Raw genomic sequence first — 13857 nt, forward strand, 5'->3', positions numbered from 1 at the left:
CCTGGACGATTCACCAAAACGTGCGAGATCTATGACAAAAACACGGACAGCCTCAACCCTTACGTCGTTTTGCACCCTGGCCCTGGTTCTACTCACCGCTCCGCTTCCTGTCCTGGCAGCGGATTCCGGGGTCGAAGCCCGCCATGCTATCGCCATGCATGATGCGCCCAAATATCCTGAGGGCTTCAGCCACTTTGACTACGTCAATCCCGAAGCCCCCAAAGGCGGCACATTGCGTATGGCTGTCGTGGCCAATGGCTATGATTCCTTTAACCCGTTTGTCGTCCGTGGCGTCGCAGCGGCGGGCGTGAGCAGCTATCTGTATGACACTCTTCTTGAATCGTCCGATGATGAACCCTTCAGCGCCTATGGATTGATCGCCGAGTCTCTGGAGACCCCCGAAGACCGCCGCTATGTCATCTTCAACCTCCGCGAAGAAGCACGCTTTCATGACGGTCACCCCATTACCGCAGAGGACGTCAAGTTCTCATTTGAAGTTCTGACCACGGAAGGTCATCCGTTCTATCGGAATTACTATGCTGACGTCAGCAAGGTAACCGCTGAGGGTGACCACCGCATCCGCTTTGATTTCGGCGATACCAACAACCGTGAGCTACCGCTGATTCTGGGGCAGATGCCGATCATGCCAGCCCATTACTGGGACGGTCGTGAATTTGACAGCAACGGTCTAAAACCGCCGCTGGGCAGTGGACCGTACCGAATTGGCGAGTTCGAAGCGGGACGCTCCGTTACATTCGAACGGGTGGAGGACTACTGGGCAGAAGATCTGGGCACCCGAAAGGGTCGGTTTAATTTCGACCACATTCGCTTCGACTACTATTCCGATGACACCGTCGCCCTGGAGGCATTCAAGGCCGGCAACTTTGATTTTCGTGTTGAACCCTCGGCCAAAAACTGGGCCACGGCCTACACCGGTGAAAAGTTCGAAAACAACACCATTATCACCGAGGCCATTGAGCATCAGCGCCCGGCTGGTATGCAGGCATTTGTTCTGAATACTCGTAAGGCGAAGTTCTCCGACCCAAGGGTACGAGAGGCTCTGTCCTATGCCTTTGACTTCGAGTGGGCCAACAAGAACCTTTTCTACGGCCAGTACACTCGCACAAAGAGTTTCTTCGAAAACAGTGAGTTGGCCTCGACCGGCCTGCCCGAAGGTCGGGAACTCGAGATTCTGAACCAATATCGTGACCAACTTCCCAGCGATGTCTTCAAGGAGGTGTACGAGCCCCCTGTTATTGATGGTAAAGACGGCCTCCGGAAGAATTTGCGCACGGCTATGCAGCTGCTCAAGGCTGTCGGCTATGAGATTCGTGACGGCAAAATGGTGAATGCTGATAACGGTCGGCCACTGTCATTTGAGGTCCTGCTGCACCAGAAGAACTTTGAACGCATCGTACTCCCTCTGAAGAATAACCTGGAGAGACTGGGCATCGATGTGTCCGTACGGCTGGTCGACACCAACCAATACATCCAGCGGGTACGGCAGTTTGATTACGACGTCATTACCCAGGTGCTGCCGCAGTCTGATTCACCGGGCAATGAACAGCGGGAGTACTGGCACTCGTCCAATGTCGATGTACACGGCTCCCGAAACTACATGGGCGTCAGTGACCCGGTCGTAGACGAATTAGTCGATATGGTCATTCAGGCCCCCGATCGTGAGGAACTGGTCTACCGGGTACGCGCATTGGATCGCGTCCTGTTGCATGGCCACTACGTGATTCCTCAGTGGTACCTGCCCCGAGACCGTATTGCCTACTGGGGCTATCTCGAACGCCCTGAAACAACGCCCAAGAATGGCATTGATATCGATAACTGGTGGTTCAACCCTGACCAATGATTGTGATCAACGCAACGGTGAAAGGGCTCCACTAGATGGGCGCATACATACTAAGACGGCTCGCACTGATTATTCCGACCCTGATCGGGATCATGTTGCTCAATTTCGTCATCGTACAGGCGGCTCCCGGTGGCCCTGTTGAACAGCTGATAGCTGAAATGGAGGGGCATGGCGGCGGTGCCCTGGCCCGCGCCAGTGGCGGAGGCACCGGTGGTGAGGTGGCCTCTTCCAGCGGAGACAGTCGCGGTTCGCGGGGCATCCCCGAAGAACTACTCAGGGAAATCGAGGTCATGTACGGCTTTGACAAGCCGGCCCATGAGCGATTCTTCAAGATGATCGGGGACTACGCAACCTTCAACTTTGGTGAGTCCTTCTTCCGGGAACGGACCGTCCTGGAACTGATCCTCGACAAGATGCCAGTCTCCATATCCCTCGGCCTCTGGTCGACGCTGATCATTTATCTGATCTCGATCCCTCTGGGTATTCGCAAGGCCGTCACCGATGGCTCGCGATTCGATGTCTGGAGCAGTTCCGCGATTGTCGTTGGCTATGCCATCCCCGGCTTCCTCTTCGCCATCCTGCTGATCGTGCTGTTTGCCGGTGGCAGCTACTTCGACTGGTTTCCCCTGCGCGGCCTCACTTCATCCAACTTCGATGAGCTCAACTGGTACCAGAAAATCGGGGATTATTTCTGGCACCTGGCATTGCCTGTCACAGCCAACGTGATCGGGGGCTTTGCAACCCTGACGTTACTGACCAAGAACTCCTTCCTGGACGAGATCAGCAAGCAGTACGTGGTGACCGCCAGGGCCAAGGGCCTGGAAGAGAAACAGGTACTCTATGGCCATGTCTTCCGCAATGCCATGCTCATCGTGATCGCGAGCCTGCCCGGCGTGCTGGTGTCACTGTTCTTTACCGGCTCATTGCTGATTGAAGTCATCTTTTCCCTCGACGGCCTGGGCCTGCTGGGCTTTGAAGCTGCCTTGAACCGGGACTACCCGGTGATTTTCGGCACACTCTATATTTTCACGCTGATGGGATTGGTACTGAAACTGATCAGCGACATCACCTACGTCCTGGTAGACCCGCGCATCGATTTCGAAAGTCGGGAGGGTGCCTGAACCATGGCTTCACTCTCCCCGATCCAGAAACGAAGGCTGAGAAACTTCCGCAACAATCGCCGGGGGTTCTGGTCCCTGTGGATATTTCTGGCACTGTTCGGGCTGTCCCTGGTAGCGGAAGTCATCGCCAACGACGCGCCTTTGTTGGTGTCCTACAAGGGGGATTTCTATTTTCCGGTGGTCCAGTCCGTGCCCGAGGAGACCTTTGGCGGCTTCCTGCCCTCCGAAGCCGATTACCGGGACTCGTTCATAGCCGATGAAATCAAGGCCAATGGCTGGATGCTTTGGCCACCGATCCGTTTCAGCTATGACACCATCAACTATGACCTGGATGTGCCTTCACCCGCGCCGCCCAGTTCCGAGAACTGGCTGGGCACCGATGACCAGGGGCGCGATGTTGCCGCCAGGGTCATCTATGGCTTTCGGATTTCAGTACTTTTCGGTCTGACCCTGACCATTGCCAGTTGTATTGTTGGCGTTGCCGTTGGCGCGATCCAGGGATTCTACGGAGGCAAGATCGATCTGCTCGGCCAACGGTTCATTGAAATCTGGTCCGGACTCCCGGTGCTGTACCTGCTGATCATCCTGTCCAGTATTGTGCAGCCCAACTTCTGGTGGCTGCTGGGGATCATGCTGCTGTTCAGCTGGATGGGACTGGTGGATGTGGTTCGTGCCGAGTTTCTGAGAGCGCGGAATTTCGAGTATGTCCGGGCTGCCCGAGCCCTGGGGCTGGGCAATCGCAAGATCATGTTCCGGCATATCCTGCCCAACGCCATGGTGGCCACGCTGACCTTTATGCCATTTATCCTCACCGGCGCCATTACCGGGCTCACGTCACTGGATTTCCTCGGTTTTGGTCTGCCGTCCGGATCGCCTTCGCTGGGCGAGTTGATTGCCCAGGGCAAGGCCAATCTGCACGCACCCTGGCTGGGTATCTCCGCGTTCGTATCCCTCTCCGTGATGCTGACTCTTCTGGTGTTCGTCGGCGAAGCCGTGCGGGATGCCTTTGATCCGAGAAAGAACTGATATGTCCAAACTGCTGGGAATCTCAGACCTCTCCATTCACTTTGACCAAGGCGAACCGGTAGTCGACGGCCTCTCGATCGATATCAACCGGGGAGAAACGCTGGCGCTGGTGGGTGAAAGCGGCTCCGGGAAATCGGTCTCGGCACTGTCCATCCTGCGACTGCTGGATGAGCGGCATGCCCGCTATTCGTCGGGACAGATTCTCTTCCAGGGTGAAGACATGCTGAAAGCCAACGACAAACGGCTCCGACAGATTCGCGGCCATCGCATCAGCATGATCTTTCAGGAACCCATGACCTCCCTGAACCCATTGCATACGGTGGAAAAACAGGTCAGCGAAACCCTGGCCCTACACAAGGGGTTGCGTGGCCCGCAGGCCCGCAAACGCTGTATAGAGCTGCTGGAACTGGTGGGCATCCCGTCTCCGGAAACCAGACTGTCCAGTTACCCCCACCAGTTATCCGGCGGCCAGAAACAGCGCGTGATGATAGCCATGGCGTTGGCTAATGAACCCGAACTACTGATTGCCGACGAGCCGACCACTGCGCTGGATGTGACGGTGCAACGCCAGGTTCTGGAATTGCTGCGCAACCTGCAACAGGAGTTCGGCATGGCCATCCTGCTGATCACCCACGATTTGTCCATCGTGCACCGTTACGCCGATCGGGTCGCGGTTATGGAACGTGGCAAGCTGGTGGAACTGGCACCGACTGAGCAGCTCTTCTCGGCCCCAGAGCACCCTTATACACAACGCCTTCTTGATGCCGAGCCGCCCACGTCTCCGCTCAGCATGGATCGATCCGATAAGCCGCTGCTTGAAGTGGACAATCTGGATGTCCGCTTCACCACGAAAAAAAGCCTGTTTGGGCGCACCATCAGCTACTTCCATGCTGTCCGGGAAACCAGTTTTACGCTCGCCCGCGGCGAGACGCTGGGCATCGTTGGGGAGAGCGGCAGCGGTAAAACCACCATCGGCCATGCCTTGCTGAAGCTCACCGGAGCCACCGGCAGTATCCGACTGGATGGCGAGGAACTGGCACATCTGGACCAGAAACAGTTTCGGCCCTACCGCAGCCGTGTGCAGATTGTCTTTCAGGATCCTTTTGGCAGTCTCAGCCCCCGCATGTCGGTCGCTGAAATCGTTCGCGAGGGGCTTGAAATACATGCTCCGGCCAGCCCGGAGGATCAGGACCGCAAAGTCATCCAGGCGCTGGTGGATGTCGGTCTCGACCCTGACGCCAGGCACCGCTATCCCCATGAGTTCTCCGGGGGGCAGCGTCAACGCATTGCCATCGCGCGGGCGTTGGTGCTGCAACCGGAAGTCATCATACTTGATGAACCCACCTCGGCGCTGGATCGCACAGTCCAGAAGCAGGTTATCAATCTGCTGCGAGATATTCAGGCCCGATATCAGCTAAGCTACATCTTTATCAGTCACGATCTCTCGGTGGTTCGGGCACTGAGCCACAAGCTGCTGGTACTCCAGCACGGCAAGGTGGTCGAGTACGGAAATGCGACGGATATATTCCAGTCACCGAAACAGGGCTACACTCAGGAGCTGTTGAGTGCCGCACTGTTCTATCAAAAGCCTACGACCAATTGAGCGTTACCCCCTTCGAACCACTTCGGGGATAATGCATGCAAATCGAGAACACAGGGAGAAAACCTATGGGATTACTCAGTGGCAAGAAAGCGCTGATCGTTGGCGTAGCCAGCAAACACTCTATCGCCTACGGCATCGCGGAAGCGTTCGCCCGAGAAGGCGCCGAACTGGCCTTCACCTACCAGAACGAAAAGCTTCAGTCCCGGGTGGAAAAATTCGCTGAGGGATGGGGCAGTCAACTCACCTTCCCCTGTGATGTGGCCAGCGACGAAGAAATTGAGAACGTATTCAAAGAGCTCGGCAAACACTGGGACAACATTGATATCATTATCCACGCGGTTGGCTACGCCCCGGCCCATGAGCTTGATGGCAACTTTGTCGATGTGACGACCCGCGAGGGATTCAGGATCGCCCATGACATCAGCTCCTACAGCTTCGTCGCGCTCGCCAAAGGCGCTCGCAGCATGATGCATGAGAACAGCTCACTGCTGACGCTGAGCTACCTTGGCGCCGAGAAAGTACTGCAGAACTATAACGTGATGGGACTGGCCAAAGCCTCTCTCGAAGCCAATGTACGCTATATGGCTGCCAGTCTCGGCCGTGAGGGTATCCGGGTAAACGGCATCTCCGCCGGCCCGATCAAGACCCTGGCAGCATCAGGCATCAAGAGCTTCCGTCGCATGCTGGCGGAAAATGCCAAGCGTGCGCCCCTGCGCCGCAACGTAACCACGGCGGAGGTGGGCAACGCCGCAGCCTTCCTGAGCTCCGACCTGGCCAGCGGTATTACCGGTGAAATCATGTATGTGGATGCCGGCTTCAATATTACCGGCATGGGCGAACTGGAAGACTGAATTCGCTTCCCACCGGGTGTATAACACCCGGTGGGCCGTTGACCTCCCCGTTCAAAGCCTAATGTCGACCCGTTAGTTTCGGCCTACCCGTATTCGTCCAACAACGCGACTCAGGGTCTCGTCAAATTCCGCGGAACTGCCCAGCACCCGGACGCTCCCCGCGACAATTGCCCGCACCAGCTCATCACCCTGGAACTCCCGTCGGTTCAGGCCCAGACGGTCCACGAACACCAGCTTGTTCGACGCATTGATCCTGACTGCCAGTTTCAGCCTTACCGGATCACCATTTGCGTCACTCTCATCAAGCACTATCCAGCCGCCCAGCTTGATACCGTCCGCCAGCTGTTGTCCTGCCCTCAGCTGTTCCTGCTCCAGTCGTTCCTGTTCAGCCAACTCTTCGGCGAGCCGTTTTTCGTGCTCCTCACGCCTGATTCGGTCAATCTCGGCCAGCCGCTCCAGTTCTTCGGCCCTCCGCTTGGCTTCAGAGGCCTCCTTCTCTCTCTTGAGCTCTGCCGCCCTGGTCCTGGCCTCCCTGACCGCTTTCTCGCGTAATGTTTTCTGCCTTTCAAGCACTCCGGAGAGCGCACTCACGGCCTCAGTCATGACCAGACCAAAAGGCGTCAGGGCAGGCAACGGCCGCAGGTCTCCGCGGCTTCTGGCTTCCTCGAACTCCGTCCAGGGCTGCAGTCCCAACTTTACACCGGAACCGTTGGTCCACAGAATCTCCGCCGTGTCCGGCAATAACGCAAAGAAGTATCGGCGCTGCTCTCTGGTGCCTTCACCCTCTACAAACCACTGCCCCTCAAGTTCATCCAGGCTATTTTGATCCGGCACCTTGAAGGACAACCAGGCAGTGTCCCAGGAAAAACCCGACTGCTTTGGCAACGCATCCGTCAGTTCAGGGGTTTCCCCCCTGAGGCGCGCCATCATGATCACCTGAATGTCATCAAGCGCCTTCGCCGGCAGTGGCTCACCCACCACACGATTCCACACATCCAGAATACGGTCACCTATTTGTTCACCGACGTGATACAGACGATTACGATCCTTGTCCGACAATGCCGGATCGCCAATCCAGACCAGCCACTCCAGGAGTTTTCCGCCATGTCGCCAGTTTTCTCCGCCAACTTCACCGGCCCACACTACTTGCTTAAGCAAGCGCATCCAGTGATCAAATATAAAGGTGATGATGGGCTTGGGTAGCTGTCGTCCCTCAAGCGCACGTCCTACCAGGGCGCGAGCGGTCTGCTCGGCACGACGCTGCCTCGCTGCGCCCTGTTCCGTCTCCAGAAGACGCTGACGTAGCCGTGACACCTGCTGGGTTCGTTTCTCCGAGTCAGCCTGCCAATCCCTGCAGAAGGCCTCCAGAGGTTCCCTGCTCCCTGTTTCAAAGCAGGCCGATACCGAAATAACCAGGGAATCCAGTTGATCCAGCAACACCCTTGCAGACCGGCCGCCGGACGCGCTCCAGCCACGAAATTCCTGAAGACCATCCAGCCAGAGCAGGATGTCCTCGCTGAAAGCGCTGGCGCCTTCATCACTCATCCGCCAGGCGAAGAAAAAGCGCAGACGGGCAATTCGACGGACCAGCTCGGGGTGCAGACCGCTGGTCTGCGCAAAGGTATCCATGATCCGATCCGCCACATAGGCGGCATTGATCTGCCGTACAGACCAGCTCAAGGAGACAGAGCGAACAAGCTGTATGACCCGCTCATCCCGCTGTTCAGACCAACAGGAAGACAGCAGTGGTCTCCAGTCACTGACAGCATCGTCCGACACTTTCCCGGCCGGATATGGGAGATCCGGGACACGAATCCCTGAAAGGACGCCCGGAATCTTCTCCATAAACAGTTCACGGGACAGCATTGCGGGCGTTTTCGGCCGGTTCTGAGACATCCGTCATCCGCATGTAAGAAGCGTTGAAATGGGTTACCAAATGACGCAGTATAACCAACTCGCCGGGGTTTACCGCAATGGAAACCGGCATGTTAAGCTCATATTGGCACGGCCTGCAGGGTATCAGAAACACCGAGAAGGGTCGCAGCAACGTTAAGAACCGGGGAAAACAGCAGAATGTCGGGCAATAAACTTGAGAACATTAACGTGGCTAATCAGGAACAACTGATTACCCCTGAAGCGCTGAAGCGGGAACTGCCTTTATCCAGCGCTGCGGCCAGAACCGTTGAGAAAGGGCGCCAGGCCATTTACGACATTATGGACGGCAAGGATCACCGGCTGTTCGTGGTTGTTGGCCCCTGCTCTATCCATGATGTTGAAGCTGCCCGTGACTACGCCACCAGGCTCAAGAAACTTGCTGACGAAGTCAGCGACACGCTGCTGATTGTTATGCGTGTCTATTTTGAGAAGCCCCGCACAACTGTTGGCTGGAAAGGGCTGATCAATGACCCTCACCTGAACGATACGTTCGACATTGAGCAGGGGCTTCACATTGGCCGTCGATTGCTTCTGGACATCGCCGAGATCGGCCTGCCAACCGCCACGGAAGCACTGGATCCGATTTCCCCCCAGTACCTCCAGGACAGCATTTCATGGTCGGCCATTGGCGCCCGTACCACCGAGTCTCAGACTCACCGTGAGATGAGCAGCGGACTTTCCATGGCGATCGGTTTCAAGAACGGCACGGATGGCAGCCTCGACGTCGCGGTCAACGCCATGAAATCGGTTTCCCATCCCCACAGTTTCCTGGGTATCAACCAGAAAGGTCAGGTTGCGATCATCCGTACCAAGGGTAACAACTACGGCCACGTGGTTCTCCGCGGTGGTGGCGGTAAGCCCAATTACGACTCCGTCAGTGTTGCCCTGTGCGAACAGGCATTGGACAAGGCCGGCCTGCGTAAATCCATTATGGTGGACTGCAGCCATGCCAACTCCAGCAAGGATCCGGCCATTCAGCCGCTGGTCATGCAGGATATTTCCCACCAGATTCTGGAAGGCAATCAGTCTATTCAGGGTCTGATGGTGGAAAGCAACATCAACTGGGGTAACCAGTCCATCCCGGATAACCTGGCCGACCTGGAGTACGGCGTATCGATCACGGATGCCTGTATTGACTGGCCGACCACCGAGAAAGCCATTCGTGACATGCGGGATAAACTGAAGGACGTCTTGCCAAAGCGCAAAGGCTAAGAGCTGAGAACTGAAATAAGGGAGCCTAAAGGCTCCCTTATTTGTTTATGTACCTATGGCGCTGGTTAAACCGCACCAATCCAGTCCAGGCGATCCCGCAACCCAACCACCTGCCCGATGATCACCAGTGTTGGGGGCTGAACCTTACGCTCATTCACTCGATCCACAATGGTGGATAGATCCCCCGTGATCACCTCCTGATCCGGCGTGGTGCCTTTTGACACCAGCGCAACGGGCATATCACTGGCCATCCCATGGGCGATCAGTTCCCGGCAAATAATAGGCAACCCTACCAGCCCCATATAGAAAACCAGCGTCTGGTTGTTCTGGACAAAGTCTTTCCAGGGCAGATCGCAGGTATCATTTTTCAGGTGGCCAGTCACAAAGCGTACTGACTGGGCATAATTCCGATGCGTCAGGGGAATTCCGGCATAGGCGGCACAACCGGAGGCGGCGGTGATGCCGGGAACTACCTGAAAGCGGATACCCGCTTCAGCCAGGGTCTCGATTTCCTCGCCGCCGCGCCCGAAAATAAACGGATCGCCACCCTTCAGGCGGACAACCCGGCGGCCGCTTCGAGCCAGCTCTACCAACCGATGATTGATCTGCTCCTGTGGCAGCGTGTGGTTGGCACGCTGTTTCCCGACGTGAATCCGCTCGGCGGACTCGGGAATGAGTGCCAGGATTTCCGGTGACACCAGGCGATCGTACAACACCACTTCCGCAGAGTTGATCAATCGCCAGGCCTTCAGGGTCAGTAACTCCGGATCACCCGGTCCGGCACCAACCAGGGCAACCTCCCCGCTGGAGGTGTTGGGGTTGTCGGTGACCGGATTGGCCCGGTACCGAACTGGTGCACGCCCCGCACTTACGCCCTTTCCTGGTGCATCGTCCCGATCATTCATTGAATCTTTTCCAAACCTCCCATATATGGCTTCAGTACGTCCGGAACCACGATGCTGCCATCGGCTTGCTGGTAGTTCTCCATGACCGCAATCAGTGCACGGCCTACCGCAAGACCTGAACCATTAAGGGTATGGACAGGCTCCGGCTTACCGGTTTCCGGGTTACGCCAACGTGCATGCATGCGCCGTGCCTGAAAATCACGTGTGTTGGAACAGGAGGAAATTTCTCGATACTTGTCCTGCCCTGGCAGCCATACCTCCAGATCGTAAGTCTTGGCTGCGGAGAAGCCCATGTCCCCGCCGCACAGCGCAACCACGCGATAAGGCAATTCAAGCAGTTGCAGGACTTTTTCCGCATGCCCCGTCAGAGCCTCCAGGGCCGCCTCCGAGTCGCCCGGACGGACAATCTGTACCAGCTCGACCTTGTCGAACTGGTGCTGGCGAATCATGCCCCGGGTATCCCGGCCATAGGAACCCGCCTCACTACGGAAACAAGGGGTGTGACAGACCATTTGCAGAGGCAGTTCCCCAGCATCGAGAATCGTGTCGGATACCAGGTTCGTTGCCGGGACCTCAGCCGTCGGAATCAGGTAAAGAGGCTTCTCGCCCTCGGTCTTGAACAGGTCTTCCTCGAACTTCGGGAGTTGCCCGGTGCCATACAGCGTGTCGGCATTGACCAGGTATGGCACATAGGTTTCGGTGTACCCATGCTCGCTGGTATGCAGATCCAGCATGAACTGGGCCAGCGCCCGGTGCATACGCGCTACCGGTCCGCGCATCACCGCAAACCGGGAATGAGCCAGCCGTGATGCCGTTTCGAAGTCCAGCCCCTTAAGCCCCTCACCCAGTGCAACGTGGTCCTTCGGCTCAAAATCGAAGGTTTTGGGGGTGCCCCAGGTTCTTATCTCAACGTTATCATCTTCGCTATCACCCGCCGGCACGTCCTCGTCCGGAAGATTGGGAATGCCAGCGAGAAAGCTGTTCAGTTCTTCCTGAAGCTTCCGGAGTTCGTCCTCGGCATCGGATTTCTGCTTTTTGAGGTTCTCGACCTCATCCAGCAGTGGCTGGATATCCTCACCGGCAGCCTTGGCCTTGCCAATCGATTTGGAACGTTTGTTCTGCTCGCTCTGCAACGTTTCCGTGCGTACCTGAATGGCACGACGGCGCTCTTCAAGCTGCTCGAAGGTGGCAGTATCAAATTCGACGTTCTTGATGGTCAGCCGACGGGCGATCTCTTCAGTCTGAGTACGGACGCGTTTGGGATCGAGCATGGTTATCCTGACTTTTCCGATTAGCGATGTGTGTTGAATGACAGGCCATTATACCTGCACAGGCGCTGGTGGCTACCAGCTCAGGGATAGCGTTTACGGGGGCTTTCGGCGTTGCGGGCATCCAGGCGCTGGCGCTTTTCGGCCAGCTTGATTTCCAGGCCCCGATTAACGGGCTCATAGTAGCGGCGATGATGGATGGCTTGCGGGAGATAGGACTCACCCGCGGCAAACGCTTCGGGCTCATCGTGGGCATAGCGGTACTCGTCCCCATGACCGAGGCTCTTCAGCAGTTTGGTGGGGGCGTTGCGCAGATGCACCGGCACCTCGTAATCCGGATCATTGCGAATATCCGCCATACATTGATTGAAGGCCTTGTACACTGCATTGCTTTTGGGAGACAGGGCCAGATAAGTGACTGCCTGCGCCAGGGCCAGCTCCCCCTCCGGAGTGCCCAGACGCTCCTGCGCATCCCAGGCGTCCATGGCAAGTTGCAGCGCCCGGGGATCGGCATTACCGATATCCTCGCTCGCAATACGGACCAGGCGGCGGGCAACGTACAGTGGATCACATCCACCGTCCAGCATGCGACACAGCCAGTACAGGGAGCCATCGGGATCCGATCCCCGCACGGACTTGTGCAGCGCCGAGATCTGGTCATAGAACACGTCACCGCCCTTGTCGAAACGACGCAGACTGGTCTGGAGGACCTGTTCCAGATGATCACTGGTAATCCGCATGGCTCCCTGGGCATCTTCTTCCGCCAGGTCGGCCGCCACTTCCAGCACATTGAGCGCCCTGCGGGCATCCCCCCAGATGCGGAAGCCATCATCTCCAGTACGGATTCATCCACCGCCACCTGGCCGTTGAGTCCTTCGCTCGATTCGAGCGCACGCCGAAGCAGAACCAGCACATCGCCCTCCTCAAGGTTCTTGAGGACATACACCCGGGTTCTGGATAGCAGGGCACTGTTCAGCTCGAAGGAGGGGTTCTCCGTGGTGGCGCCCACGAAGATAAAGGTGCCGTCTTCAATATGAGGTAAGAAGGCATCCTGCTGGCTCTTGTTGAAGCGGTGTACTTCGTCCACAAACAACAGGGTGTCCCTGCCTTCGCTATGCTTTCGGTGCTTGGCACGCTCGACAATGGCACGAATGTCCTTCACACCACTCAGCACTGCGGACACCGTCTCAAAGCTGAGATCGCCCAGATTGGCCAGCAACTGGGCAAAGGTGGTTTTACCGACGCCGGGCGGCCCCCACAGGATCATGGAGTGGAGCTGCCCCTGTTCAACGGCACGCCTCAGGGGCTTACCAGGCCCGACCAGATGGGCCTGGCCAACGTATTCATCCAGGTTCCCGGGGCGCATGCGGGCTGCCAGTGGGCGAAACCCTTGTTGTTCGCCAAACAGGCTGTCCTGCATCAGGCCCCGTCCCGGATAACGTCCACCTCGTCGGGGTAATCGAGGGTAAAGGCGGTGTCTTCAATGGCTTTGTTCAGCTCGATTTCATCAAAGCTCAGCACACTGATCTGGGACAGGGAATCCTCCATGCGCATTTCCTGGAGCTCTCCCTTGTAGAAGGTCAGCCGCAAAGACACAAACAGGGAGTCCGCGCTTCTTGGCTCGAGGGTAAATTCATGGGTATGCTCACCCTTGCTACGACCAGATACCCTGTAGGTTTCGTCAAGGTTTCCCACTTCTCCACTGAGCAGTAAAGCCGGTGTGGTCTGAACCCGTTCATCGAGGCTGTGAACGGTCACCTGCTCCAGGTCCGGATCATAGACTTCAACGGTCGACCCATCGCTGACAATAAACTGGGAATACGGCTCACGGGTTTCCCAGTAAAACAGTCCCGGACGCTTGGCCTTCAGGAAGCCGCGGGATTCCTGGACCCGGCTGCCATTCTCATTAACCACGATCTGGATAAAACGGGCCTGATAGGATTCGTAGCTTTCCAGCATCTGCGCCAGTTCAGAGGCAGCCTGCTTGCTGCTACTTTCGGCCTGTACTGCAAATGACGGCAGCAGAACGGCCACCACAAACGCCATCCGGAACAGTCGGGCAAGTTGTTTCATCG

The 13857-nt window shown here is 57.0% G+C and carries 10 protein-coding genes and 1 pseudogene; 6 read left to right on the forward strand and 5 right to left on the reverse strand.

Annotation, left to right across the window (positions count from 1 at the left end; genetic code table 11):
• Window positions 1-31 precede the first annotated feature (31 nt).
• The 5 genes from EHN06_RS10980 (at window position 32) to EHN06_RS11000 (ending at window position 6462) form a co-directional block, all read left to right on the forward strand.
• Window positions 32-1861, forward strand: coding sequence for an extracellular solute-binding protein (locus tag EHN06_RS10980; RefSeq protein WP_127332618.1), 1830 nt, complete (start codon window positions 32-34; stop codon window positions 1859-1861).
• 35 nt (window positions 1862-1896) lie between these two features.
• Window positions 1897-2982, forward strand: a complete 1086-nt coding sequence (locus EHN06_RS10985) for a microcin C ABC transporter permease YejB (protein ID WP_127332619.1) — start codon at window positions 1897-1899, stop codon at window positions 2980-2982.
• Between the two features lie 3 nt (window positions 2983-2985).
• On the forward strand, window positions 2986-4008 hold the full coding sequence (locus tag EHN06_RS10990; RefSeq protein ID WP_127332620.1) for an ABC transporter permease: 1023 nt from the start codon (window positions 2986-2988) through the stop codon (window positions 4006-4008).
• Window position 4009: 1 nt separating this feature from the next.
• The gene (locus EHN06_RS10995) at window positions 4010-5611 is read left to right on the forward strand and encodes an ABC transporter ATP-binding protein (RefSeq protein ID WP_127332621.1); all 1602 of its coding nucleotides are present in this window, start codon (window positions 4010-4012) and stop codon (window positions 5609-5611) included.
• A 65-nt stretch (window positions 5612-5676) separates the two neighbouring features.
• Window positions 5677-6462, forward strand: a complete 786-nt coding sequence (locus EHN06_RS11000; RefSeq protein ID WP_127332622.1) for an enoyl-ACP reductase FabI — start codon at window positions 5677-5679, stop codon at window positions 6460-6462.
• A 72-nt stretch (window positions 6463-6534) separates the two neighbouring features.
• On the opposite strand, the gene EHN06_RS11005 is transcribed toward EHN06_RS11000, so the two are convergent.
• Window positions 6535-8358: a DUF1631 family protein gene (locus tag EHN06_RS11005; protein ID WP_127332623.1), complete on the reverse strand. Its 1824-nt coding sequence runs from the start codon at window positions 8356-8358 to the stop codon at window positions 6535-6537.
• A gap of 177 nt (window positions 8359-8535) precedes the next feature.
• Between EHN06_RS11005 and EHN06_RS11010 the strand changes: the two genes are divergently transcribed.
• Complete coding sequence (locus EHN06_RS11010; protein ID WP_127332624.1) at window positions 8536-9609, forward strand: 3-deoxy-7-phosphoheptulonate synthase; 1074 nt, start codon at window positions 8536-8538, stop codon at window positions 9607-9609.
• Window positions 9610-9674: 65 nt separating this feature from the next.
• Here the strand turns inward: EHN06_RS11010 and cobA are convergent, their stop codons facing one another.
• From cobA to lolA, 4 genes and pseudogenes are all read right to left on the reverse strand, one after another.
• Window positions 9675-10514 carry a uroporphyrinogen-III C-methyltransferase gene (gene cobA, locus EHN06_RS11015; protein WP_127332625.1) on the reverse strand — a complete coding sequence of 280 codons (840 nt, stop codon included), beginning with the start codon at window positions 10512-10514 and terminating at the stop codon, window positions 9675-9677.
• A complete protein-coding gene (serS, locus tag EHN06_RS11020) occupies window positions 10511-11785 on the reverse strand; it encodes a serine--tRNA ligase (protein ID WP_127332626.1) in 1275 nt (424 codons plus the stop codon). The genes cobA and serS overlap by 4 nt, the downstream gene beginning before the upstream one ends.
• Window positions 11786-11865: 80 nt before the next feature.
• Window positions 11866-13202, reverse strand: a pseudogene (locus tag EHN06_RS11025) (replication-associated recombination protein A).
• Window positions 13202-13855 (reverse strand): outer membrane lipoprotein chaperone LolA, encoded by a 654-nt coding sequence (lolA, locus tag EHN06_RS11030; RefSeq protein ID WP_127332627.1) that lies wholly within the window; start codon window positions 13853-13855, stop codon window positions 13202-13204. The pseudogene EHN06_RS11025 and the gene lolA overlap by 1 nt, the downstream one beginning before the upstream one ends.
• Window positions 13856-13857: the final 2 nt, after the last annotated feature.

The organism is Marinobacter sp. NP-4(2019), assembly GCF_003994855.1.
In the GTDB taxonomy this organism is placed as follows: domain Bacteria; phylum Pseudomonadota; class Gammaproteobacteria; order Pseudomonadales; family Oleiphilaceae; genus Marinobacter.

Bases quoted from the DNA above. Each gene is read 5' to 3' on its own strand.
- EHN06_RS10980 (WP_127332618.1), top strand. From the start codon at position 32: ATGACAAAAACACGGACAGCCTCAACCCTTACGTCGTTTTGCACCCTG.
- EHN06_RS10985 (WP_127332619.1), top strand. From the start codon at position 1,897: ATGGGCGCATACATACTAAGACGGCTCGCACTGATTATTCCGACCCTG.
- EHN06_RS10990 (WP_127332620.1), top strand. From the start codon at position 2,986: ATGGCTTCACTCTCCCCGATCCAGAAACGAAGGCTGAGAAACTTCCGC.
- EHN06_RS10995 (WP_127332621.1), top strand. From the start codon at position 4,010: ATGTCCAAACTGCTGGGAATCTCAGACCTCTCCATTCACTTTGACCAA.
- EHN06_RS11000 (WP_127332622.1), top strand. From the start codon at position 5,677: ATGGGATTACTCAGTGGCAAGAAAGCGCTGATCGTTGGCGTAGCCAGC.
- EHN06_RS11005 (WP_127332623.1), bottom strand. From the start codon at position 8,358: ATGTCTCAGAACCGGCCGAAAACGCCCGCAATGCTGTCCCGTGAACTG.
- EHN06_RS11010 (WP_127332624.1), top strand. From the start codon at position 8,536: ATGTCGGGCAATAAACTTGAGAACATTAACGTGGCTAATCAGGAACAA.
- cobA (WP_127332625.1), bottom strand. From the start codon at position 10,514: ATGAATGATCGGGACGATGCACCAGGAAAGGGCGTAAGTGCGGGGCGT.
- serS (WP_127332626.1), bottom strand. From the start codon at position 11,785: ATGCTCGATCCCAAACGCGTCCGTACTCAGACTGAAGAGATCGCCCGT.
- lolA (WP_127332627.1), bottom strand. From the start codon at position 13,855: ATGAAACAACTTGCCCGACTGTTCCGGATGGCGTTTGTGGTGGCCGTT.